Raw genomic sequence first — 23,080 nt, 5'->3', positions numbered from 1 at the left:
TCATGGCGATCCGGGGACTTCTATGGCTCGCGTTGCTGTTCACCATCGCGGTCGTGCTGGCGGTGGTCGGGCGCTTCGACATGGGACAGGTGCTGCTGGTGTATCCGCCGTACCGCATCGACATGTCGCTGAATCTGTTCGTGGTCGGGCTCGTGGTGCTGTTCATTCTGCTGTACGCGTTGTTGCGCATCGTGCGCAATATCTGGCGCATGCCGCAGCGCGTGGCCGCGTATCGCGCGCGCTCGCGTGTCGCGAAGGCGCACGCCGCGCTGCGTGACGCGATCGGCAATCTGTATGCGGGGCGTTTTTCGCGCGCGGAAAAGGCCGCGAAAGACGCGCTCGCGAATGGCGACAACAAGGGCGCGGCCGGCCTGATCGCGGCGGCGGCGGCGCATCGCATGCATGAATATGCGCGGCGCGACGAATGGCTCGCGCAGATCGACGAGGCCGACTGGCAGGACGCGCGTCTGATGGCCACCGCCGACATGCGCGCCGACGGCCGCGACGCCGACGGCGCGTTGGCCGCGCTCAAGGAAATGCAATCGCAGGGCGGGCGGCGCATTCACGCGCAGCAGATCATGTTGCGCGCGCAACAGCAATTGAAGAACTGGGGCGAAGTGCTCAAGCTCGTCAAGACGCTGGAAAAGCGCGAGGCGATTCATCCGGCGGTGGCCGTCCGTTTGCGGCAACTCGCGGCGGAGAATCTGCTGCGCGATCGTCGGCATAACGCCGATGCGCTGCTCGAACTATGGAATTCGCTGACGCCGACCGAGCGCCATTCGCCGCGTCTCGCCGATCTCGCCGCCGAATTGCTGGTTGCGCTGAATCGTCCGCAGGAAGCGCGCAAGATTGTCGAGGAAGCGCTCGCGCAGAATTGGGACGCGCGCTTGTTGCGTCGTTATCCGGATACGGCGGGTGGCGACGCGTTGCCGCTGATTCAGAAGGCCGAGGGCTGGCAGAAGGATCGTCCGGACGATGCCGACTTGTTGTTCGCGTTGGGGCGACTGTGTCTGCATCAGCAGTTGTGGGGCAAGGCGCAGTCGTTCCTGGAGCGCGCGCTGAAGCTGGCCGATAACGAGACGCTGAAGATCCGGTCGCATCGCGCGTTGGCTCGTCTGCATGAGCAGCTTGGCGATGCGGAAAAGGCGAGCCTGCATTATCGGGAAAGTGCGTTGGCTATGAATATTGTTTGAGTTGGGTTTTGCGTTTTAGGGTGATGGCCGCAGCGGCTGCTGCGGCCATTTTTTTGGCATTTTGCTTTTTGTTGCTTGTGCGGTTGGTTTGTGGTTTGCGCGGGTTGCGGCCGTTACTTAGTGTGGTGCGGCTGCGGGTGGTTGCGTGATGTTTGCGGTCACGGAGGCGGCGCGTTTCGTGGACGCGTTTTTGCCGCGCGATGCGCTTCCGTCGGCGGCGGTCGAAGAGGCTTTTGCTCTCTGCGATGCTTCGGCGAGCAGCTTCGTCGCATGCTGCGCGGTGATGCGGCTGCGCGGGACGCCCTTCGCATCGAGTGCGATCACCTGGAACAACTCGCGGTCGCATTCGAGTTCCTGCTGATACTGCTCTGCTGTGTCGAGCAACAGTTCGATGAGCTTTTGACGGCGCTGTCTTTCGTCGCGCGAAACGGCAGGATTTCTAACTATCGACGACGCAAGTGTGATCAAGGTGTCCAGTTGAGCTACCTGCCGGTCGCAGAGATCGAACGCGGATAGGGCGAGTTTTTCGTACTGGAGTGCGTCGACGGGTGGGCGCGAAGGTGTGTGGTTCTTGATGGGCTTGGTCATGGTGCGATCTCCCTGGTGCTGCTTTGGATCGCCCGGACACGCGCTTTTTTGAGGAAGGGTGAGCGGGCACGAAGTAGGGTTGACAGACCGGCGTTGAAACCATAACCGGCGAGCCTTGCGGCTCCCCCACCACGGCCCGCCCATTGAATTATAGACGTGCAGCAGTAGACGCACGGCCTGCCTGGGCAGGCGTGCGGGTTTCAACGTTCAGGCTGTCAAACCTGGTCGCCGGGTGTTTTCCGGCGACTTGGTGATTATAGGGGAGTGGGACTGTCTTGAATTTGGGGGAGTTGGGGGAATGCTTCGGAATGTTAAATGGGGGGTGGGGAGGGGGCGAGATCGACCCTGAACCGCGCTTCAAGCATGAAGTAAGTCGACGGCAGCTTCTGGGACGCAACGGCCGTTCGGCTAGGCGCCCGGTACGACGAGTCGTCGGCACTTCGCTTAATCGGCTAAGCCTGTCTTTCGGTGATAATAGGCGCGGCTCACGTTGAAAAACGGCGCGCCGACCTATTCACCGACCAACGACAAGCATGGAAAAACTCAGAACCGTTATCGGCAACCTATTCGGTGCAGTCTCGATCGCTGTTGGCCTTTGGATCGCCGCACAGGACAAGGTGTCCGCGGCAATAGCTTGTCTCTCCACCGGCATCCTGATTTTGCTGATCGCGAACATCAACCACTTTGAGTTCATCAAAGGTTTCGGATTTGAGGCACGTACCAAAAAACTCGATGAAAAGATCGAAGAGGCTGATCGGCTGCTCGATCAGCTAAAGCTGGCAAGCCAGCTATTCGCTGACATATCGGTGCAGTTGATGTCTCGTGCTGGACGCTGGGCCGGTCCTATCCCGAAAGGGGACACGCAGGAGCTTCTTCAACGGCTGCGGAGTCTGCTCCAATCACTCGGCGTCAAGCAGGCGGATATCGACAATAGTCTTGACCCGTTCCACCGCATCACGCTCCGAGATCTGTCTATGCCGTGCTTCAATCGTCTTTTCGACGAACTGCAGAAGCGCGTTCACGCCGTGAATGACGCAATGGGGCAGTGGACAAAAGCGCATACGCCAATCAACCCGTCCGATCCGGAATTCTTGAAACTGAACGAGCAGCTTCAGATTGTGCAAACGCATGCTGCGGAGACGAGGCGTCGTTTTGAGGAAGGCGATCCTTACACGCTCGACGCCTTGCTAGAAGAATCGGTCGCAGACGCACCCGCATGGATGGAACATGATCGGAGAGCGTTCCTCGCATCAATAAAGCAGTTGCTCCACGAGTATCAGTTTTACGCAAAACACAAACGGATTGACAATCTCCCAGCTTGGCTTGCTAAGGAATATGGACACTGATTTGCGATGCGCAGGCTACCTTTACTTTCAGGTACAGAGTTAGGATCTCATGGAGCAGGCTTACGCGGCGATCGGACGCGCGGTAATCGCAATGCAGATGTTCGAGGCGGCCTTCGTGTCGATTCACGAGGGTTTCAGGATGACCACCGACGAAGCCTATCGCGAGGCGACGGGCGGCATGATCGACGAGCAAAAATATTGGACCGCGACCGCGAATGTGGTTAAAGCGCTCTCCGGTCGGGGACAAATCGCCGCCGATCTCGAGGACCGGTTCAACACCCTCATCGAGCGGCGCAACGAACTCATGCACCGCTGGTTCATGCACCACGGCTGGCCGTCGCCTGATACGAACAGCGCCGCCGACTATGCGCCCGTCGTCGAACTCGCAGAGTGGGTCAGGACCGAGGCGAACATGATCACGCGCATGATGGCCGGTTACATGGTGCAGCACGCCCATCCTGACGCCGCGGAGAAAGACATCGAGGCGTACCGGCAAGCGATGGCCGAGCTATTCCACAAGCTGCACGTGCAGGAGTAGCGCGGTGAGCGAAGCGAATATCGCAGATGAAATGCCAGAAGGCGAGGAAGGACGGCGCGCCGCCGCCCGCTTCCCGGCCATCTCGTTGAGCGCCGAGTACCTCGTGATGGGCCACTTGCTGCGCAGGAACGTTCTCACGTACAAGGCCCCGCCGATGAACGAGGGCTACGACCTGATCTGCATCCACCCGGACCCGCGCAAGGCACCCCGGCAGTTGCGCGTGCAGGTGAAGAGCCGCTACGCGACCGATTGCGATCGCGGGTTTCCTGTCAAGGGGCGGTCGATCGACGCGTTCGACTTCCTCGTGGTGGCCTTCCTGAACGTGGGCTATTACCTCTCGAAGGCGAAGAAGCACGCGGCGATCAAGGGCGCGGCGGAACCGGAGTTCTACGTGCTGACCCCAGAGTTCATCCGCGCGCACCATCGCACGAGCGGCGGATGGGAGAAGGTCATGCTGCGCGGCCTCGACATCGAGGCGTACAAGGGCAACAAGGGTTTCGACCTGATCGCTCAGGCGCTCGACATTCCGTATCCCTCGAAATGACGTGGGGACCGCTAGGTGTCAAGCATCACCAGTTCGGCCTCGCCGCAAATTTCCCGTGTCGACCCATTTCAGTCACTCAGGCAACATCGACGCAGATCCGAAGTCTCCCCGATATGAGACATTGTCACGCGGCGCTGCTGTCGCTAGCATCAGAACGCCTCTCGCAGCGCAATGACGCCGCATGGTGGTTCGCCGCGCTCACCGCAGACATTTGGCGTGAATTTCAGCACTGTCGATGCGAATAGCCCGCGTGAGTCGAACTCCGTCAGCGCATCCACTAGTGCATATCGCACAGCAAAACAGATACAAGGAGACGGTCATGACTGAAACGAGTCCCCCAAACGAGATCGAGTTCATTGCCACGCGCGCCCTTGAACTTATGGGCGGTCGTGAGAAAGCGTTCGCTGCAATGGAAGCGGATTACGACGCGATGAAGGAACGCTGGAATCAAGACACTGACAGTATTGGACGCATTCTTCGCGCGCATCTATATCTCGAGCACTACCTCACGGAGTACCTTCAACACGCAAATCCTGCTCTCGGCGATCTCGATGAAGCCCGCTTAACCTTTGCACAAAAGGCGAACTTGCTAAAGTCGGATGCCCCAGTGATTGACATGATTACTGGCGGCATCCGGCACTTGAACAAGATCCGCAATCGCCTAGCGCACAACCTGCGAGCGGCAGTGACGGAAGAGGATGCTAACGTCTTCCTGTCCCAAGGAATCTTTCGGGCGATGCGTGAGGAAGGTGCAAAAGGCACTGACCGAGAGCCGAGCGCCGATCCACTCGATGTGCTCGAAGGGTTTGCCAAATTTGCAAGCGCGATGCTTCATAACGGCTCTACTTCTCACGGCGAAGCGTTTCGACAAGCTATCGGCGAATGGCATGAGAGGCATGGAGAAGCCTCTTCAAAGTAACCGCTCGTCTACCCTTTCGTAGCAGGCGTACTAGACGCGTAAAGTCGCATTTCTGCGAGAAAATGGCGGAGGGGGCGAGCCCAAACACCTGTCCACCCTTTGCTCCGCCTGTCTTAAGGCGGCCGACCTCATCATACCGATCGTTCTGCTGGCGATTTGACCCACAATTCCTTTCGCGTCTTGTCCGTCTTGCTGGCGACCGTCTTCAGCTTGCCTAGCAGTGACTCGAAGTGTGGCAATGAGCAGACGATGAACTGCCCAAAGTATTTGCTGAGTCTTCCGCGTGAGTATCCGTCGGTCAGTTCCTCACATGCCGCAGACGGAAGACCGTAATCGTGAACTCCTGCGCTCTTCCGCACCGCGTCTATCCAGTCAGTGGCACCTGACTCGACCAGTCCGGACAGTGGCTCGCAGGCGACCTGCCGATGCCGCTGGAAGTCCTGCGTCTGCTCGCAATAGACCACCACCCAAGGGGCAGGAGTTGCAAGGTCCGTTAGCGTGTTTGCATTCTCCACACTTGCGATTGTCGTGTCTGGTTTTGCGACCAGTATTTCCGATGTCGTCAGCAAGATCGGGCAGTAGAGGAAGGGGTAACACTCTTCCGGGTGCATGCCCAAATTCCACTCGATTGCTTCTGTTACTAGGCGCGGCAGAGCGTATTGCAGTTGGGCTAGGCCTCTTCTTATTTCTGCGTCATGCACTGTTCCGTTGCTCAGATCGATCTCGACACCCTTGATACAGAGCTCTTCCTTGTTGTCGAAAGCGGTAGAGGGCTGGGTATGCAGCATCACGGGCGCGAAATCGTCTACAACCCGTAGCGTATGGCCCAAGGTAAACGATGAGAAGTCGCCGAGGTTTGGGTCCGGAAAAAACAACCATTTGTTGTTGCGATGCCGATGCTTGCACTCTATCAACAGCTGGAATTCTGTTGTGATCTCGTTCGGCCTGCGATACGGCAGGTAGATTGACGCGTGAAGGTCAACCGAGAAGTCATCTCTTCCCTGCGCGCCGTGCCGGGTATAGGAATAATCGGCACTGGTGGAAAAGCCATGCTTCGCTAACAGTTTGGATACTTCAAATTCCATCGGCACGCTGGAGGACAATAGGTTGTCCTTCCAACCTTTCTTTTCCTTAAAATTTTTTTCATCCGTTTTCTTCTCAGCCACGGCCGCCCGCCCTCGTACGCTCGTTTGAATTGCTGCGGATCGTAACATGGCGAGATGTGACCGAAACGCGATGAGTTTCAGCCATATAGCTCCGTCGAGCAAGCGTCCCTTCCCGGCCGGTTACCGCCCGACGCGATCGGCGGCAACCGACCCCAAAGCGGGCATTGGCTGTTTGGGGAAGCGGACGTTGGACGTTTAAATTCACAGGCCTGCGCGGCTTTTTGCGTAGGTCCGTTATCGCATGCAGCAAGACATGGCTAGCTCGAACCTTCGAGAAGCATTTCCGATAGCTCTGTGGTCGGGAGCCAGATTCCTTCGACGCTTTCAATATAGTTCTGACACAAAGAGACAATTTTGTTCTGACCAGCAATCTTGACGGTGTGCTGCTCTATTTCGGTTCGTCCACTCAGGACGTCCCCAGTGAACCCCGAAGAAGAGACAAGCAGTCCCTTGGTGTTGTCCCCTGCTTTGGCTACCACATCGACCATGGACGATAGCACTTTGCTTCCTGGTTTCTTCCCGCTCGCGAGCCAGTGCTTCACCTCAACCAAGAAGACCTTGATTTTGCCGCACTCATCGCTTTCAAGTCGAAGATCAAAACCGCCATCTTTCCCCGGTCGAGTTAATTCAGTTCGGAATCCAAGCCGCTCGAAAACCTCCCGCATGACTCGCTCTAAGTCTCTCCACTCAACGTCACGCAGGCACTTGGGGTTCTCGGCGATCTCTGACGCAATTGCCTTCATTGCCGTTCGAACGATTATTTCAAGCCGAAATGAAGCCTTTAGTTCAGGTTCTTGGCTTTTCTTCGATGCCGCCTCGCTCAAGTAACGCTTGAGTCGAGGCAGGCCACCTCCCGAGAATGCGATTCGCCCATCGGCCTCTAAAGCGACTGCACGCTCTCTTGTGAAGCGCCAAGATCGACCTTGTGGGGGCAAGTGACCATGCCATTCGTATTGCAATGTTGGCCGATCAAATGACGACGTGACATCTGAAAGTACATATGGCCCTCTTGGGTCATTGTCCGGGTTCTTGTGTTGAGTATCGGGTACGGATTCTTTTGAATTCATAGGGACGGCTACGGTGCTTAAGAGATGCCGAACGTGCAACTAAGCGGCAGGCGGAGTGCGGAAGACACGGAGGGCGTCCAACGGCGGAGGAAGGCCGCTGTCGGGCTGTCCGGTCGAGTGCAGGGTTAGATTTCATATCCATTACCGTAGCTGTTTCTAGGCGGAGGGAGTTTAACGTGGGCTTGCACCCATTGCTGTGCCTCTGCGATGGAGTTAAGTCGTATGAGCGCCAGATCACTGGATGTCGGGTTATGCGCGACCAACTCTATAGTTGAACTCGTGGCGGCGCTTGTTTTTGTCAGAACCCACGCGACATAAGACTCGAACTCGGCGAGTGAAAGAGATTTCCCACCATTTTTTCCAAAGAAGTCTTTTGCGAACCCACTGGCTGGAGCGCGCGTTGCTGAAGTTGGATTCAGCGCAGGCAAGCCACAAGCGCTACCAAAAACCGCCTGTGTACAGATTTCATTTCGATAGATATTGGTCTTAACTGCTCGCGAATCGCCCTCCGTCCAAGAAATAAAGTGACATCTATCGTGCAGGGCGCGCATGTCGTCGCGATGCAATAGCTGTTGGCAGAGGGTTAGGCGCCGGGGCTTGCATTTCTCACTTACCAAGTCGCCTTGTGAGTACTTAAACTCGACCATCGCGAAGCGATCTGAGTCAGTGAGCACATAGTCGGCTCCCATATCACGATCTTGCCCGTCAAGCGAAAATGAGTGAAATCGGCATCCGTACTCCAGCGCCCTATACCGCATAAAGGCATTAAACATGTCGGCAAAGGACTGTTCGTGTTGCACGATCAGGGACTCCATGGAATCTAACGTAAAGTGGACGCCAATTTTGCAGGGTCTCTCCGATTCTTGACTGATAACTTGGCTTGATCGACTGTGTGCGACGATCAAATGGATGGCGTCCCCGATCATAGTATCCGATCGAGACGAGACAATTGTCAGTGATCCTCTCCTCGAAGTCGAATGACCGTTCCTGGCGGCGACCTGCGTCCAACGCGCTCTGCTCGATGCGCCCCTCAACGTCCGTTCGACCCCGCACCACATCAACGGCGGCTTCCAAACTTCAACTGCCATCCATCCGTGACCCACGGCGGCCGGCCCTCTTTGCCTTTGCCAACATTCGGCATTGTCGTTGGCCAGCCGCCTACCCACTTCCCGCCATTCCCACATCGATAACCGCGTATCACGTTTCCTCTCACCGCACGCGCCAGCGCAACTCCTAACCGCACACACCAACCATCGCACCTTCGCCTCACGCTCCACCAGTAAAAACCGGCCCCTGTCCCCCCGGCGCAAACGCCGGAAACATCTCGCCATGCGGCGCACTCCCCCCAGCATGCGGATGAGGCGCCGCCGCCGGTTCCCTCGACATAACAGCACTATCCGCGGTGATCGGCACACTCGGCTTCGCTAGCAGTTCGGTCTTTCTCATCGAACCCGCCGACGTACCGAAGTAATAGCCGATGATGCTGATCCACGCCGTGCCGAGCGCGCCGATCACCACGTTCACCAGATCGCGGTTCTCGTGAGGCAATTCCTTCAGGGCCATCAGCAGCAGGATGCCGAAGAAGCCGCCGGTCACCACCATCGCGAGCGCCTTGGGCACCCAATCCTTGTTGGCAATCCCCATCGCGCGCGCGTCGGCCCGATCACCGGCCTGGATGCGTGCCATGTCGGTCTCATGCGCAAGATGAGCCTGCGCCGCAGTCACCATCAACTGCTGCAACTGCACCGCGTTGGCGCGCTCGGCCTGCCTGAGCTTGTCGAGTGCCGTCGGGTCGTTTAGCGCGGTTTCGATCGCGTGCGGATCGTTGGGTATGCCAAGCGTATGCGAGATGATGGCGGCGGCGGCCGTCACGCCCAACCCTCTCGGGCCGCCTATCAGGCCCGCAAGCAAAGGGGCCGTGCTGCCGATGCTCGACGCTACTTTTGACCAGTCCATCATGCCGCTCCAAGGAGAAGGTTGGTTGCCAGACGGTCCGTCCATCCGCGGCTGAAAGTGGGCCACGTATGCAGGTTTCGCAGATACCGCAGCCGATACGCCACGAATCGCAGGACAAACCTCATCGGGTCCGCGCTCTTGACGGCGTCCAGCGTGTCCGGGCCGAACTTGCCGTCTTCCTGAGCGCCGGACGCCTTCTGCATCCACAACACGACGAGACCGCCGTTATAGTTCGCATCGAATATCTGGAAGGCGACCCGCGGATCGAGTTCATCCAGATGCAGCGGGTCCCAGTATTTTTCCTTGGCGATCTGCCTGGCGGTTTCAAGCGGCAGGTCCTTCATCGCGCCGGCATAACCGGAGCTACGCGCCACGCGTGCCGTCACGCCCCACATCGTTTCGCCGCCCGGGTCCGCGGGATGGAAGGAATATCCTCCTTCGCTTCCGATCAGAGCCCTGAACGCATCGTCGAAGCTGTTCATCTACTGTCTCCGTGCCTGCTACGTGATACTGCTGAAGAGGATGCCTTTGCACTAAGCCGTCAGCATCGCGATCGGGTTTTGTGTTGCCTCAAGCTGACGTCTTGCGGGCTGATTTAAACGTGGGCGGCTCGTCGCATCCGAAGCCGGCTTGTCGGAACGCGTGACCGCCTGATACTCCTTGCTAAGCCGCGCGATACGGTCTTCGTGCGGCGAGAGCACATCCTTGTCGAGTTTCGATGCCTGCGCATACCGGCGCGCCGCTTCGCTCATCTCGCCACTTAGCTCGAGCGCACGGCCCCATCCCGCATACGACGGCGCGAGATCCGGCCGAAGCGATACGGCCTGAGAGAACTTCGCAATCGCATCGTTGTGACGCCCGACCGCGATAAGCGCCTCACCCCAGTCGTGCAACGTGTTGACCGAGTCCGGCTGCATACGATCGGCTTCCCTGAAAGCCTTCAGTGCTTCCGGATAACGATGCGCGTGCAACATGACGTCGCCCAAGAGACGCAGGTTCTCGGCGGTGCGCGATGATTTTTTTGCGCCGGCCTGGAGTTGTTCCAGCGCGTCGTCGATTCGGTGCTGCTGCTCGAGCGCAATCCCAAGACTGGCCCGCAGAATCGCCGAGCCCTCATAGCGGCGCAGCGCCTCGCGGCTCTGCGCTTCGGCGTCTTTCGCGAGGCCCTGGCTCACGAGCAGCCACGCCTTGCCTGCCTCGGCCCATTCGCTCTGCTTCGAAGCGGGCAGCGCAAGCACTTCATCGTAGATGCCGACGATCTCGCTGTAATTGCATTGCGCAAGCGAGCATTTCGTTTTCTGCACTTCGGTGAACAGATGGCTGGCCAGTATGTTCGGCTCGGCAAGCCGCATCGCCTGCGAGGCAATGTCGCGCACGAATCTGTCGATGTCGCGTCCCGCGAACGGCACCTCGGCCTGGCGCGACTGAAACACGCCGCCTTCGATCTGCACGTGAGCCATGTAGGAATCCGCGGCATCGCCGAGCTTTGTGATGCCGATATGAACGACCACATCCTTCCGGTCGACGACCTCTTTTAGAAAGCGCACGGTCGTCGCATAGGACAGGTCCTGTCCGGGAATCTGGATGTCGGGCTGCGCTTCGCTCGCGGTCAGCGCGTCGTGGGGAATGGAACCGGCATCGCGCCCGATCACCCGCATCTCGGACATGATCTTTTCGGCGAGGAAACTGGATGTGTAGCCGCGTTCGGCGAGAGACGGCGGCGTGGCCACGGGCGGCACCAGCAGTTGTTGCCTGAGCACGCCTTGCACGACGAGATAGCAGAACGCGACAGTGAGACTTCCCAGCAGCCACGGAAGCACGTAAGGCAAATACGCTTTGGGCGCGCCGAAAATCAGCCTTAAGGCGCGCAGCCAGGAGAAGACGTGCAAGCCGTGGTGGGTTCCGCGACTGGCTTGTTGCTGAGCACTGGACATGACGCACCTCGTACGGCCCGATGTTGGTCAATAGACGACTCTTGACGGCGTCGTTTATGCATCGACCGTGCCATGGAACGGTGTGCCTTTACTGGCGGCTGGGTGGGGTTGTATGCCAGTGCGGAGAGCGGGGAAGTGTCGTTCCGTAGCCGACGGTTAGCGATGGAAGTTTGGTTGGGGGAGACATTGCACAGGGTGACTGGTCACTGTCGATGCGTGCTGGATAGCAGCGGCTTTGCGTGACTGCGTCAAGCTCGACCCAAATCAGCGCCTTGCACCCCTCGTTGCAGGGGCTAAGCAATTCTACGGCCGAGTGGAGTGGAGGGCACGACGATCGGCAGCGCCCGACCCTAGCCTGGAACACAAAAACAGAAGCGCATCGGTATTCTGATTAACGCCCCTGTTCCGCCAGCCTTACCTCCCCGCCTGAAACGCCGCCAACGCCTTCCCGAGTTCGTCGTCGGTGACAGCGGGCGAAATGGTGAACGTAAAGATATCGCCAAACTGCAGCACCCACGCCGCCAGGGGGGCCGTGCTGTCGGCCTCGACGATCGCGCACCCGCTCAACTCGCCGATTGCGTGCCAACGGCCGAGCATCGTGATCCCATCGGGCGGCAGCGCGCCTCCCGTCTTCATGAAACGTTCGATCGCCGATTGCTGTGCCGTCGGTAGCCCCTTCCACTGCACAATGAATTTCATTGCGGACCTCCACTTGACTCGCGACGATGCCGGCCAGTGGCAAGCCGTCATCGCAGCAGGCGCCGCAGGATGCGGCGCGTGAGAGCCTGCATCGGGCGCAGATTCTTCCTACGTTATCCGCGAGTCAATGCCGCCACTTCGGCCTTCTAAAGAATGATAGGCAGCGGCCATCCGAAGGGGAAATGCGGCGCGTAGTCTTTCTCCGCCGCGCAGCGCATCGTCGTTTTGAGCCGCCGTCCCCCACCCGCAGGCTGCCACACCAGACGCAGCGCTATACTGACTCCCCGTCCATAGCGCGAGTAGCCGGGGCAGCAGGAGCGCTGCCCGGCGAACCGATAAAAAAATTGGCTGAACACGATCTCAAACGACTCAAAATCGACCGCGCGCCGGTGACCGCACGCCGTCGGCGCAACTGGACCGGCTACGGGGTGGCCGCGCTGATCGTCGTGGGCGCGCTCGTGGCCGGCTTGCGCTTCGCCAGCCCGCGCACCGTGCAAACCACGTCCGTCGTCTCCGCTTATCCGTCGCAGAGCTACACCTTGCTGAACGCGACGGGCTACGTCGTGCCGCAACGCAAGGCGGCCCTGGCGTCGAAGGCACAAGGGCGGCTCGAATGGCTCGGGGTGCTCGAAGGCACGCATGTGAAAAAGGATGAAGTCATCGCCAGGCTGGAAAGTGCGGACGTCGAGGCGTCGCTGGCGCAGGCGAGGGCGCAGGTGAAGGTCGCACAAGCGAACCTCGCGCTGCAGGTCGCCGAACTGAAAAACGCTGAACTCAACCTGCGCCGCTCTAAGATTCTGGTGCCGAGCGGCGCGATGCCCGCGACGCAGTACGACGCCGATCTCGCGCGCTACGACAAGGCGCAGGCGTCGATCGACAACAGCCGCGCGGCCATCGTGTCGGCGCAGGCGAACGCGCAGGCCGCACAGGTCGCTGTCGATCAGACGGTGATTCGCGCGCCGTTCAACGGCGTGGTGATCGAGAAGCATGCGAACGTCGGCGACAACATCACGCCGTTTTCTCAGGCGTCCGACAGCAAAGGGGCCGTCGTCACCATCGCCGACATGGACACGCTCGAAGTCGAGGCGGATGTCGCGGAGTCGAACATCGCGAAGATCGCCGTCGACGCGCCTTGCGAGATCCAGCTCGACGCGCTCCCCGAACTGCGTCTCGCGGGCCGCGTATCGCGTATCGTGCCGACCGTCGACCGCTCGAAGGCGACGGTGCTCGTCAAGGTGCGCTTCGTCGATCGCGACCCACGCGTGCTGCCGGACATGAGCGCAAAGATCGCTTTCCTGTCCAAACCGGTGCCGCCGCAGGACCGGCGGCCCGTCGTCGCGGCGCAGCCGGCTGCCGTCGTTCAGCGCGACGGACGCAGCGTCGTCTTCGTCGTCAAGGACGAGACCGTGCATCAGGTGCCGGTCACGACGGGCGCGAAACTCGGCGACCTGATCGCACTCGACGGCGTGCGCGCTGGCGACGTGCTGGTGCGTGCGCCCGACGCGCAGTTGACGGACGGCGCGAAAGTCAACGTGGCGAAGCCATAACATGAGCGGGCAGCAAGCTATGAACCGCGCGAATGGCGCTGCGCCGCTCGTCGAGATATCGCACCTCGTGAAGTCGTACCGGCGCGGCGTGCAGACGGTGCCGGTGCTGTCGAACATCACGCTTTCGATAGAAGAAGGCGACTTCATCGCATTGATGGGGCCGTCGGGCTCAGGCAAGAGCACGCTGCTCAACCTGATTGCGGGCATCGACCGGCCCGATGGCGGCGTGCTGCGCGTGGGCGGGCTCGACATCACGCAACTGTCGGAAGCGGCGCTGGCCGACTGGCGCGCGGCCAACGTCGGCTTTATCTTCCAGTTCTACAACCTGATGCCGGTGCTGACGGCGTTCGAGAACATCGAGTTGCCGCTGATGCTCACGAGACTCACGCGCAAGGAGCGGCGCGAGCGCGTCGAGCTGGTGCTCGAGATGGTCAATCTCGCGAACCGCGCGCATCACTATCCGTCGGAGCTGTCGGGCGGACAGCAGCAGCGCGTCGCGATTGCCCGCGCAGTCATCACCGATCCGACGCTGATCGTCGCCGACGAACCGACCGGCGACCTCGATCGCACATCGGCGGAAGAAGTCCTCGCGATGCTGCAACGTCTGAATCGCGAACTGGGCAAGACCATCATCATGGTCACGCACGACGCGCATGCCGCAGGCGCCGCGAATGCGCTCGTGCATCTGGACAAAGGGGAGCTGACCGATGGCGACACACGCTGATCGGCGCGACGGCAGCCTGTCATGCACGCGCTGAAGCTGATTACGCGCAACGCGCTGCGTCACAAGCTGCGCACTGCGTTGACGGTGCTCGGGCTCACCATCGCGGTGCTCGCATACGGGCTCCTCAATACGGTAGTCGATGCGTGGTATGCGGGCGCCGCGGCCGCATCGAACGCGCGCCTCGTCACGCGCAACGCCATTTCGCTCACGTTCTCGCTGCCGCTCAGCTACGAGAACCGCATTCGCGGCGTGGAAGGCGTGACGCTGGTCGCGCGCTCGAGCTGGTTCGGCGGCGTGTATCGCGAGCCGAAGAACTTCTTCGCGCAGTTCGCCGTGTCGGACAACTATCTGGACCTCTATCCCGAGTTGATCGTGCCCGCTCAACAGCGCAGCGATTACGTACGCGACCGCAAGGGCTGTCTCGTCGGCCGGCAACTCGCGACGCAGTTCGGCTTCAAGGTCGGCGACGTCATCCCCATCAAAGGCACGATCTATCCGGGCACCTGGGAGTTTGTCGTGCGCGGCATCATGGACGGCCGCGACGAATCCACCATCACGCGGCAACTCATTTTTCATTGGGACTATCTGAACGAATCGGTGCGCAAAATGCCGGGGCGGCGCGCGGATCAGGTCGGTGTCTACGTGCTGGGCATTGCTGTTCCCGAGGAGGCCGCCGCGATCTCGCGCAACGTCGACGACGTGTTCAAAAACTCCCTCGCAGAAACGCTGACCGAAACGGAGCAGGCGTTCCAGCTCGGCTTCGTCGCGATGTCGAATCAGATCATCGCGGCGATCCGCGTCGTGTCGTATGTGGTGATCGTCATCATCATGGCCGTGATGGCGAATGCGATGGCGATGAGCGCTCGCGAGCGCACCGTCGAATACGCGACGCTGAAGGCGCTCGGTTTCGGACCGGGCTTTCTCGCGCTGCTGATGTTCGGCGAGTCGTTGACGCTGTGCATCGCGGGCGGCGGGCTCGGCATGCTGCTGACGCCGCCCGCCGCCAGTATCTTCCGGCAGGCGACGGGCGGTGTATTCCCCGTCTTCCACGTGTCACGTGACACCGTGCTGTTGCAGGCGGCGTGTGCGGGTGTCGTCGGCGTGGCGGCGGCGATCATTCCGGCGATCCAGGCGGCGCGCGTGCGGATCGTCGAAGGCCTGCGGGCCATCGGGTAGCGCATCGTGGCCATTCCGCTTTCATATATTGCTCGCAACCTGTGGACCCGTCGCCTGACGACGGCGCTCACGGCGGGCGGACTCGCGCTCGTCGTATTCGTGTTCTCGACGGTGCTGATGCTCGACGCGGGCCTGAAGAAAACGCTCGTCTCGACGGGCGAAGAGGACAACGTCGTCGTGATCCGCAAGGGCGCGGAGACGGAAGTGCAGAGCGCGATCGACCGCAATCAGGCCAACGTGATCGAGATGCATCCGGCCGTCGCGATCGGCGGCGACGGACGAAGGCTCGCGTCGAAAGAGTCGGTCGTGCTGATCTCGCTAGCGAAAATCGGCTCGGGCAAGCCGTCGAACGTGGTGATCCGCGGTGTGTCGCAGGCGGGCATCGGCCTGCGGCCGCAGGTGCGGCTCGCATCGGGGCGCTTCTTCACGCCGGGTTCGTCGGAGATCGTGGTCGGCAGCAGCATTGCGAAGGGCTTCGCGCGCACGCAGCCCGGCGAGCACTTGCGTTTCGCGCAGCGCGAGTGGACCGTGGTCGGCACCTTCGACGCAGGCGGCAGCGGCTTCGATTCAGAGATCTGGGGCGATGCCGATCAGCTAATGCAGGCGTTTCGCCGGACGAGTTATTCGTCGATGGTCGTGCGGCTTTCAGAGAGCGATCAGTTCGAGCGCTTCAGGAGCGATATCGACGTCGACCCCCGCCTCGCCGACGACGCGAAACGCGAGCGGACTTTTTACAGCGACCAGTCGAAGGCGCTGTCGACGTTCCTCAACATACTCGGCTTCACGCTGTCGGCCATCTTTTCCATTGCCGCGATGATCGGCGCGATGATCACGATGTATGCGTCCGTGGCGAATCGCGTGGCGGAGATCGGCACGTTGCGCGCGCTCGGCTTCAAGCGCGCGAACGTGCTCGCGGCGTTCCTCATCGAAGCGATGCTGCTGGGGCTCGTCGGCGGACTGGCGGGGCTTGGCTGCGCAGCGTTCATGCAGTTCGCGTCGTTCTCGACAACCAACTTCCAGACCTTCGCGGACCTGTCATTCCGCTTCATCCTGACGCCCGCGATTGTCGGGAAGACATTGGCGTTCTCGGTGACGATGGGGCTGGTCGGCGGCTTTTTGCCCGCGTTGCGCGCGTCGCGGATGAATGTTGTGGATGCGTTGCGGGCGAGGTGAGTGGATGGCGTGTGGGGAGTTGGAATTGCCGGTAGGTAGTGTTTGCGGGGACGCCAGTACCGGAGGCTTTGAGCTTTAGACCGCGGGCACGGCTTCCTCGGCTGCCAACGCGGCTCGAGTTGAAGGGCGTGCGCCAATGCGGTCCTGAAAGCGTGCGAGTGCCGGCCAGCGCTTGATGTCTATTGAAAATACCGGCAGCCACGACAGCACCGTGTACAGATAGGCGTCGGCCACGCCGAACTCGTCGTGCAAGTAGTCTTTGCGCGAAAGCGTGGCGTCGAGATTGTCGAGGCGCTTATAGAACTTCTCTTTGACGACGTCCTTCACGCCCTCAGGAATCTCGCTGCTAAACAGCGGGGCGCAGCCAGCGTGAATTTCCGACGTGATGAAGTTCAGCGTTTCCTGGAGTCGCACACGTTCCCAGGTGCCGTTCGCCGGCGCGAGCATCTTCTCCGGTTTCAGGTCCGCCAGGTACTGAAGAATCGCCGGGCCTTCGGTGAGCACTTCGCCGTTGTCGAGTACGAGCGCGGCGACATAGCCCTTCGGATTCACGTCGAGGAAACTGCGGCCCTCGGACGTCTGCTTCGTCTTGTTGTTGACGCGGACCAGTTCGAACGGCAGGCCGAGTTCGCGCAGAACGATATGCGGCGACAGAGAGCACGCATTGGCGGCGAAATAGAGTTTCATGAGTTAGGTCCTTCTGTTGCGGCGAGATCGAGCGCGAAGCATCGCAACAAGCTGGTCTCCTGGCAAACGACATCTTGCCTGCTACGATATGAGAAATTGTCATGACGGCAGCGAGACGCCGAATCGACCGCTTAACGAGCGTGGTCTGTCTACAGGTTTGCTATACACGGTGCAATGCATTGGCGGGAAAACTTCCCTCACTGAACGGCTTGAAAGTATTCGAACGTGTCGCGCGTCATATGAGCTTCACCAAGGCGGCCGCCGAACTGAATGTGACGCAGACGGCGGTTAGCCATCAGATACGGCGTCTCGAGGATGAACTGGGCATCCGCCTGTTTCATCGCTTCAAGGAGCGCCTCGAATTGACTGCGTCGGGGCAGGTCTATTTGCAGGGAGTGAGCCTCGCGTTTGAGCAGTTACGCTTCTCCACCGAGCAACTGCTCGAAGGCTCCAACAAGAGCACGCTCACCATTTCCACGCTTGCCACGTTCGCATCTAAATGGCTGCTGCCACGCTTGGGGTCATTTCGTCTTAAGCATCCCGATATCGATATTCGCTTGAGCGCTTCGACTGACTTGATCCATTTCGTGGCCGGTGGCGCGGACGCGGCAATTCGTTACGGCAGCGGCGAATGGAAAGGGCTGCGCGTTGACCGGCTGATGGACGACGAGATCTTCCCGGTATGCAGTCCAAAACTGCTGACGGGCAGTCATCCACTCACGAGCGTCGACAATCTCGCTCATCACACGCTATTGCAGGTGAGCGGCGTGACAAGCAACGATTGGAGCATCTGGCTCGACGCGGCCAAGCTGCCAACCAATTTGCGCGGGGGCGCGCGGCTGACTTTCGATCTCGCGCTGATGGCCGTGCAAGCCGCGGTAGAGGGTCACGGCGTGTGCATCGGGCGGCGTGCTTACGTGGAGGACGACTTGCGCGCCGGCCGCCTTATCGCGCCGTTTGGCAAGTCGGTCATAACCGACCGCGCGTTTTATCTCGTCTCGCCGCATGATCTCGCCAACTGCGCGAAGGTGGTGGCGCTGCGCACGTGGCTCATGGGCGTGATTGGCGATTCGCGAGATGAGGCTACCGTTGGGCTCGCCGATTTCGATGACAACGTTGACGCGGTCGGTGACGATCACATTGCGCTGTCGTAGAACGTATGAAATTGAGTGATCGGCGCGCTGACAGCCAATGCTTGAAGCGGAAAGCAGGATGCGAGTTCTCTCACTGTCGTTGTCTTCGAAAGCCTGCGCAAAAAGTCCTCAGTAAAGCCAACTTTCAATCCTCCGTTGCGGTCGAGAAATTGGCCCCATAAGGACATGTTACGAAAGCGGTTGTCCGCAACCGTAGCGCTTGCGATATACGCTTCCGGAAAGAGTCGCTGATAGGCCCGGAGGTTATAGAGCCACGAAGTCCCGAGTACGCTTTCGGCCTCTGGTTCGTATCTGCGTACGTGATCGAATAGCGCCCGAAGTTCGGAAAGCCGCATCGGCAGCCGATCAATGCTCAACGGCGAGACGGTCGCGGTATCGGTGTTCTGAAAGTGCAAGCGTATGGATTGGCTATCCGGTGTTGCATACGAAAAGCAGCCGAATGTCGCCACCAACGGCGTCTCTCTGCCTGCCTGCGCATGGGCGAGATAAAAGCTATATGTCCAGTCGCTCGCGTGCGTGGTTTGGCTTAATCCTTGTATATATCGGCGCCACGTCGGGTGGTCCTGATCGAACGCTCGGCCCAGCCCGAAGCGCACGTACAAGTTTGTATAGTCGAGAAGTGCTTGCTCCAACGGTATCGCTGCCAGCGCAGCGACCACGCGCGCAAAGCGAAGTTGCCGGTCGAAAAACTCTTTGCCGTATCTCATGTGCGCCCTCGAAAGCGTATAAACCAAGGTAAACGTACAGAGACCTATGGTTCGTCGGGGGCAATACCGTGAACTCGACGACATCGCGTTTTGTAACAGCATAAAGCCCCAGCGGCACATAACCGCCGAGGCTTGTCCCATCACTCAACCACTCACCGATTAACCATCCTCGCGGGCACACTAATCGCCAGCAGTCCCCCAAGAACCAGAAACGCCGCGAGCATATACATCCCCGAATCATTAGCCGCAGTCGCCTGCTTCAACCACCCCACCGCATACGGACTCAAAAACCCCGCAAGATTGCCAATCGAATTAATCATCGCAATCCCGGCCGCGGCACCCGTTCCCGCAAGAATCGCCGTCGGCAAACTCCAGAACAGCGGCAACGTAGTGAGAATGCCCATCGTCGCAAGCGTGAGAGAAGCCATCGCGAGCACCGTGTTGTGCGTGTACACCACCGAAAGCACCAGTCCAACCGCCCCCGCAAATGCCGGCAACGCAATATGCCAGCGACGCTCGCGCATGCGGTCCGCGCTGCGCGCAACCAGCACCATCGCCACCACCGCCGCCGCGAACGGAATCGCGGAGAGCAGGCCGATCGCGAACGCATCCGTCACGCCGGTCGCCTTAATGATCGTCGGCAGCCAGAAGCTCACGCCATACAAACCCATCACGAACGAAAAGTAAGTGAGGCTAAGCATCAGCACGCGGCCGCTCGTCAGCACCTGGCGAATCGGCATGTCGTGCTTGGTCGCTTCTTCCGCGGAAACGTGGCGCTGCAGCAGTTCCTTTTCTTCGTCGGTCAGCCACTTGGCCTTCGAAATACGATCGTCGAGTGCGACGAAAACCAGAATGCCCACCAGCACCGACGGCAGCCCTTCGAGCAGAAACAGCCACTGCCAGCCGTGCCAACCGTTCACGCCATTGAACGTCTTCAGGATATAGCCCGACACCGGCCCGCCGATCACTCCCGAGAGCGCAATCGCCGTCATGAACCACGTCGTCATGCGTCCACGCCGATGCGACGGATACCAGTAGGTGAGATACAGAATGATGCCGGGAAAGAAACCCGCTTCGGCAATACCGAGCAGAAAGCGCATCACGTAGAACATGGTCGGCGTGGTGACGAACATGGTCAGCATGGAGATCACGCCCCACGACACCATGATCCGCGCAATCCACACGCGCGCGCCCACCTTGTGCAAAATCACATTGCTTGGGATCTCGAAGAAAAAGTAGCCGACAAAGAAAATGCCTGCGCCAAAGCCATAAACCGCATCGCTCAGGCCGAGGTCGCTCGTCATTTGCAGCTTCGCGAAGCCAACGTTCACGCGGTCGAGATACGCGACCACGTAGCAGAGCATCAGAAGCGGCGCGAGCCGCCAGTTGACCTTGCGATAGGTCGCCTCTTCGAAAGTGGAAGGCGGCGCTCCCGCGCCGGGATGGTGGAGCGGATCTGCGGGACTAGCCATGGTGTCTCCTCTTTTCTTGTGGAATTGAAGTGCCGCGTCGATCGATTCTAGCCGTGCGGCGCGGCTCGCACGTCAATTAGATACCGGGGGAAAACACTGAGCCCGGCAAGCGCCGTATGTGAACGGCGCTTGCTCAGGGCAACGCCACCAACGCCAAACCCAACGCCAGAGCCACGACTACACGCAGCGCCCGCCATCCACTTCCAGACACACGCCGGTGATGAACTCCGCTTCGTCCGAAGCCAGATAGAGCGCGGCGTTCGCAATGTCCTGCGGCGTCGAAAAGCGTCCGAGCGGAATGCCCGCGAGAAAGCGCTTGCGGTTCTCAGGCGTATCTTCGACGCCCATGAATTCGGACAGCAAAGCCGTTTCGCCGATCACCGGATTCACGCAATTCACGCGGATGCGGTCCGGCCCGAGTTCCACCGCCAGCGACTTGCTCGCGATGATCACCGCGCCCTTGCTGCCGTTGTACCAGACGAGTCCAGGGCGCGGCCGCACGCCCGCCGTCGACGCGATATTGATGAAGCTGCCGCCGCCTTGCTCGCGGAAGTACGGCACCAACTCCTGCACGCTCCAGTAGATGCTCTTGACGTTCACCGCGTACACGCGGTCGAACTCGGCTTCGGTCACTTCGAGCACCGGCTTGTTGCGATGCGTGGTGCCCGCATTGTTGACGACGATCTGCACGCTGCCGAAGTCTTCGAGCGCCGCCTCGCGCAGCTTTTGCCAGTCCTCGCGTTGCGCGACGTTGCCCGCCACGGCAATCGCCTTGCCGCCCGCCAGCGCAATTTCGCTCGCGACGCGCTCGGCAGAAGGGCCGTTGAGATCGTTGACGACGACGTTCGCGCCCTCGCGTGCGTAGGTCTTCGCGATGCCTTCGCCGAAACCCGAGCCGCCACCCGTGACGATGGCCGTTTTACCTGTCAACCGCATGATGTCTCCATTGTTTGTCGTAGATGTTGATGCGTAAGTCGGGGCATGCAGAGACACGAACTAGCCGTGCCGGATCGCAATCGTCTTCAGCACCGTAAAGCCATACAGCGCCTCGAATCCTTTCTCGCGTCCGTGGCCCGAATGCTTGACGCCGCCGAACGGCAACTCGACGCCGCCGCCCGCGCCGTAGTTGTTGATGAACACCTGGCCCGAGCGCAGACGTCGCGCGAGACGCATCTGCCGCGCGCCGTCGCGTGTCCAGATGCCGGCCACCAGGCCGTATTGCGTGCCGTTGGCGAGCGCGAGCGCTTCGTCTTCGTCGCTGAAGGACATGGCGGCGAGCACGGGGCCGAACACTTCGTCGCGGGCAAGGCGGTGGCTCGCGGGCACGTCGCGCAACAACGTGGGCGCCTGATAGAAGCCGCTTTCCGGCGCCTCGGGAATCACTTCGCCGTGCGCGGCCATCGCGATGCCGTCATGCTGCGCGTCGGACAGAAAGTCCCACACGCGTTGCTGCTGTTTCGCGTTGATGAGCGGGCCGCAATCCAGATCCGCATGCGACGGACCGACGCGCAGCGCGTTGAACGCGCCGCTCAGCCGGTCGAGCAGCGGCTCGTAAATCGCGCGGTCGATCAGCACGCGGCTGCCCGCCGAACAGGTTTGCCCGGCGTTCTGCACGATCGCCGAAACGAGCACGGGCAGCGCGGCGTCGAGGTCCGCATCGGCGAAAACGATTTGCGGGGACTTGCCGCCCAGCTCGAGCGTGACGGGCACGTGGTTCTCGGCGGCCATTTGCGTGACGAGCTTGCCGGTTTCGGGCGAGCCGGTGAACGAAATATGATCGATACCCGGATGACGCGCGAGCGCCGCTCCCGCGTCGTGTCCATAACCGGTGACGACATTGAGCGCGCCTGCGGGCAGGCCCGCTTCGGCCGCCAGTTCGGCGACGCGCAGCACCGAAAGGCACGCGTCTTCGGCGGGTTTGACGACGCACGCATTGCCCGCCGCGAGCGCCGCGCCCACGCTGCGCCCGAAAATCTGCATCGGATAATTCCACGGCACGATGTGGCCGGTCACGCCGTGCGGCTCGCGGATCGTCATTACCGTGTAGCCGGCCTGGTAGGGCAGCGTCTCGCCATGCAGCTTGTCGGCCGCGCCCGCGTAGAACTCGAAGTAGCGCACGAGCGCAGCCGAATCGGCGCGCGCCTGCTTGAGCGGCTTGCCGGTATCGCGTGCTTCGAGCTGCGCCAGTTCTTCCTGATGCGCGGCGACGAGCATCGACAGCCGGTACAGCACGCGTCCGCGTTCGGCCGCGCTCGCCGCGCCCCATGCACCTTCGAACGCGCGGCGCGCGGCGTGAACGGCGGCGTCGATGTCCGCCGCTGTGCCGCGCGCGAGTTGCGTGAACGGCTGGCCGTCCGAGGGATCGAGCACGGCGATGGTCTCGCCGCCTGAAGCAGCGGCCCACTCGCCGCCGATGAAGTGTCGGGCTTCTTCCATGCAGACTCCTTGACATGTCCGCAACCGGCGCACGTTCCACAGAAGTTCGACGGA

23 protein-coding genes are annotated in these 23,080 nt (G+C 60.5%); 10 read left to right on the top strand and 13 right to left on the bottom strand.

Features of this window, described 5'->3' with window-relative positions:
• Positions 1-2: 2 nt before the first annotated feature.
• Positions 3-1,193 carry a heme biosynthesis protein HemY gene (locus tag BGRAMDRAFT_RS09370; RefSeq protein WP_006048472.1) on the top strand — a complete coding sequence of 397 codons (1,191 nt, stop codon included), beginning with the start codon at positions 3-5 and terminating at the stop codon, positions 1,191-1,193.
• A gap of 117 nt (positions 1,194-1,310) precedes the next feature.
• Here BGRAMDRAFT_RS09370 and BGRAMDRAFT_RS09365 read toward each other — a convergent pair whose 3' ends face one another.
• On the bottom strand, positions 1,311-1,781 hold the full coding sequence (locus BGRAMDRAFT_RS09365) for a hypothetical protein (RefSeq protein ID WP_006048471.1): 471 nt from the start codon (positions 1,779-1,781) through the stop codon (positions 1,311-1,313).
• A 533-nt stretch (positions 1,782-2,314) separates the two neighbouring features.
• Here BGRAMDRAFT_RS09365 and BGRAMDRAFT_RS09360 point away from each other — a divergent pair.
• From BGRAMDRAFT_RS09360 to BGRAMDRAFT_RS09345, 4 genes are all read left to right on the top strand, one after another.
• The gene (locus BGRAMDRAFT_RS09360) at positions 2,315-3,127 is read left to right on the top strand and encodes a hypothetical protein (protein ID WP_006048470.1); all 813 of its coding nucleotides are present in this window, start codon (positions 2,315-2,317) and stop codon (positions 3,125-3,127) included.
• A gap of 139 nt (positions 3,128-3,266) precedes the next feature.
• On the top strand, positions 3,267-3,665 hold the full coding sequence (locus BGRAMDRAFT_RS09355; protein WP_232292241.1) for a hypothetical protein: 399 nt from the start codon (positions 3,267-3,269) through the stop codon (positions 3,663-3,665).
• A gap of 4 nt (positions 3,666-3,669) precedes the next feature.
• The gene (locus BGRAMDRAFT_RS09350; RefSeq protein WP_006048468.1) at positions 3,670-4,209 is read left to right on the top strand and encodes a hypothetical protein; all 540 of its coding nucleotides are present in this window, start codon (positions 3,670-3,672) and stop codon (positions 4,207-4,209) included.
• A gap of 319 nt (positions 4,210-4,528) precedes the next feature.
• The gene (locus BGRAMDRAFT_RS09345) at positions 4,529-5,128 is read left to right on the top strand and encodes a hypothetical protein (RefSeq protein ID WP_006048467.1); all 600 of its coding nucleotides are present in this window, start codon (positions 4,529-4,531) and stop codon (positions 5,126-5,128) included.
• A gap of 131 nt (positions 5,129-5,259) precedes the next feature.
• On the opposite strand, the gene BGRAMDRAFT_RS09340 is transcribed toward BGRAMDRAFT_RS09345, so the two are convergent.
• The 7 genes from BGRAMDRAFT_RS09340 to BGRAMDRAFT_RS09310 all read right to left on the bottom strand — a co-directional run bounded on the left by BGRAMDRAFT_RS09340 (position 5,260) and on the right by BGRAMDRAFT_RS09310 (position 11,950).
• Positions 5,260-6,294 (bottom strand): hypothetical protein, encoded by a 1,035-nt coding sequence (locus BGRAMDRAFT_RS09340; RefSeq protein WP_006048466.1) that lies wholly within the window; start codon positions 6,292-6,294, stop codon positions 5,260-5,262.
• A gap of 257 nt (positions 6,295-6,551) precedes the next feature.
• On the bottom strand, positions 6,552-7,361 hold the full coding sequence (locus tag BGRAMDRAFT_RS33585; protein WP_006048465.1) for a restriction endonuclease: 810 nt from the start codon (positions 7,359-7,361) through the stop codon (positions 6,552-6,554).
• A 125-nt stretch (positions 7,362-7,486) separates the two neighbouring features.
• Positions 7,487-8,176, bottom strand: coding sequence for a hypothetical protein (locus tag BGRAMDRAFT_RS09330; protein ID WP_232292240.1), 690 nt, complete (start codon positions 8,174-8,176; stop codon positions 7,487-7,489).
• 451 nt (positions 8,177-8,627) lie between these two features.
• Positions 8,628-9,317, bottom strand: a complete 690-nt coding sequence (locus BGRAMDRAFT_RS09325; RefSeq protein ID WP_006048463.1) for a hypothetical protein — start codon at positions 9,315-9,317, stop codon at positions 8,628-8,630.
• Positions 9,317-9,799 (bottom strand): glycoside hydrolase family 108 protein, encoded by a 483-nt coding sequence (locus BGRAMDRAFT_RS09320; RefSeq protein ID WP_006048462.1) that lies wholly within the window; start codon positions 9,797-9,799, stop codon positions 9,317-9,319. Before BGRAMDRAFT_RS09320 ends, BGRAMDRAFT_RS09325 begins: the two co-directional genes overlap by 1 nt.
• Before the next feature lie 51 nt (positions 9,800-9,850).
• Positions 9,851-11,251 carry a tetratricopeptide repeat protein gene (locus tag BGRAMDRAFT_RS09315; RefSeq protein ID WP_006048461.1) on the bottom strand — a complete coding sequence of 467 codons (1,401 nt, stop codon included), beginning with the start codon at positions 11,249-11,251 and terminating at the stop codon, positions 9,851-9,853.
• A 414-nt stretch (positions 11,252-11,665) separates the two neighbouring features.
• Positions 11,666-11,950, bottom strand: coding sequence for a DUF3303 domain-containing protein (locus BGRAMDRAFT_RS09310; RefSeq protein WP_006048460.1), 285 nt, complete (start codon positions 11,948-11,950; stop codon positions 11,666-11,668).
• A gap of 344 nt (positions 11,951-12,294) precedes the next feature.
• On the opposite strand from BGRAMDRAFT_RS09310, the gene BGRAMDRAFT_RS09305 reads away from it, so the two are divergent.
• Genes BGRAMDRAFT_RS09305 through BGRAMDRAFT_RS09290 form a run of 4 tightly spaced genes read left to right on the top strand, consistent with a single transcriptional unit; the run spans position 12,295 to position 16,570 of the window.
• Positions 12,295-13,497, top strand: coding sequence for an efflux RND transporter periplasmic adaptor subunit (locus BGRAMDRAFT_RS09305; RefSeq protein ID WP_044020679.1), 1,203 nt, complete (start codon positions 12,295-12,297; stop codon positions 13,495-13,497).
• Positions 13,498-13,516: 19 nt separating this feature from the next.
• The gene (locus tag BGRAMDRAFT_RS09300) at positions 13,517-14,221 is read left to right on the top strand and encodes an ABC transporter ATP-binding protein (RefSeq protein ID WP_029970058.1); all 705 of its coding nucleotides are present in this window, start codon (positions 13,517-13,519) and stop codon (positions 14,219-14,221) included.
• 21 nt (positions 14,222-14,242) lie between these two features.
• Entirely contained in the window at positions 14,243-15,397 is a 1,155-nt protein-coding gene (locus BGRAMDRAFT_RS09295; protein WP_006048457.1) for an ABC transporter permease, read from the top strand.
• 6 nt (positions 15,398-15,403) lie between these two features.
• The gene (locus BGRAMDRAFT_RS09290; protein WP_006048456.1) at positions 15,404-16,570 is read left to right on the top strand and encodes an ABC transporter permease; all 1,167 of its coding nucleotides are present in this window, start codon (positions 15,404-15,406) and stop codon (positions 16,568-16,570) included.
• A 75-nt stretch (positions 16,571-16,645) separates the two neighbouring features.
• Here the strand turns inward: BGRAMDRAFT_RS09290 and gstA are convergent, their stop codons facing one another.
• Positions 16,646-17,257 (bottom strand): glutathione transferase GstA, encoded by a 612-nt coding sequence (gene gstA, locus BGRAMDRAFT_RS09285; protein ID WP_006048455.1) that lies wholly within the window; start codon positions 17,255-17,257, stop codon positions 16,646-16,648.
• A gap of 101 nt (positions 17,258-17,358) precedes the next feature.
• Here gstA and BGRAMDRAFT_RS09280 point away from each other — a divergent pair, with 101 nt between their 5' ends.
• The gene (locus BGRAMDRAFT_RS09280) at positions 17,359-18,411 is read left to right on the top strand and encodes a transcriptional regulator GcvA (protein ID WP_006048454.1); all 1,053 of its coding nucleotides are present in this window, start codon (positions 17,359-17,361) and stop codon (positions 18,409-18,411) included.
• Here BGRAMDRAFT_RS09280 and BGRAMDRAFT_RS09275 read toward each other — a convergent pair.
• The 4 genes from BGRAMDRAFT_RS09275 to BGRAMDRAFT_RS09260 all read right to left on the bottom strand — a co-directional run bounded on the left by BGRAMDRAFT_RS09275 (position 18,393) and on the right by BGRAMDRAFT_RS09260 (position 23,026).
• The gene (locus tag BGRAMDRAFT_RS09275; protein ID WP_006048453.1) at positions 18,393-19,118 is read right to left on the bottom strand and encodes a hypothetical protein; all 726 of its coding nucleotides are present in this window, start codon (positions 19,116-19,118) and stop codon (positions 18,393-18,395) included. The two genes, BGRAMDRAFT_RS09280 and BGRAMDRAFT_RS09275, sit on opposite strands and share 19 nt — an antisense overlap.
• Before the next feature lie 152 nt (positions 19,119-19,270).
• Entirely contained in the window at positions 19,271-20,590 is a 1,320-nt protein-coding gene (locus BGRAMDRAFT_RS09270) for an MFS transporter (RefSeq protein ID WP_006048452.1), read from the bottom strand.
• A 177-nt stretch (positions 20,591-20,767) separates the two neighbouring features.
• Positions 20,768-21,526 (bottom strand): SDR family oxidoreductase, encoded by a 759-nt coding sequence (locus BGRAMDRAFT_RS09265; protein ID WP_006048451.1) that lies wholly within the window; start codon positions 21,524-21,526, stop codon positions 20,768-20,770.
• A 60-nt stretch (positions 21,527-21,586) separates the two neighbouring features.
• Positions 21,587-23,026, bottom strand: a complete 1,440-nt coding sequence (locus tag BGRAMDRAFT_RS09260; RefSeq protein WP_006048450.1) for an aldehyde dehydrogenase family protein — start codon at positions 23,024-23,026, stop codon at positions 21,587-21,589.
• Positions 23,027-23,080: the final 54 nt, after the last annotated feature.

It is taken from the genome of Paraburkholderia graminis C4D1M, assembly GCF_000172415.1.
Taxonomy (GTDB): domain Bacteria; phylum Pseudomonadota; class Gammaproteobacteria; order Burkholderiales; family Burkholderiaceae; genus Paraburkholderia; species Paraburkholderia graminis.
This window is presented reverse-complemented; position numbering and strand designations above follow the sequence as displayed.